Below are 304 nucleotides of genomic sequence, written 5' to 3'. Positions count from 1 at the left end.
AGCGGCCAAGATAAAACGATCCGGCGAAAATGAGCAGGCTGAAGGCCGTCGTATTCAGCATTTGCATCGGCGTCAGCGTCACGGCGAAGCCGCCATCAGCCCAGAAACGTATCGGCTCCGACAAAAGCGGCGGGAGCCATAATTGCCGTGTATCGGCGGCCAGCCTTGCACTTTCCGTCATCGCTATCAACACCCCGATGGAAGCGACCGTCACCGCGTTGGGAGAGGCTTTCGCTAACGGCCGCATCACCACCCTGCCGATGAAACCCGCCGCCCACAGCCCGCCGAACAGGCCCGCCCCCGC

1 pseudogene is annotated in these 304 nt (G+C 62.5%); it reads right to left on the bottom strand.

Going from position 1 to position 304, the window contains the following annotated elements:
- Positions 1-304 (bottom strand): annotated as a pseudogene (locus EN824_RS36755) (branched-chain amino acid ABC transporter permease); the annotation flags it as partial.

The sequence above is a fragment of the Mesorhizobium sp. M8A.F.Ca.ET.181.01.1.1 genome, assembly GCF_004792025.1.
Taxonomy (GTDB): Bacteria; Pseudomonadota; Alphaproteobacteria; order Rhizobiales; family Rhizobiaceae; genus Mesorhizobium.
This window is presented reverse-complemented; position numbering and strand designations above follow the sequence as displayed.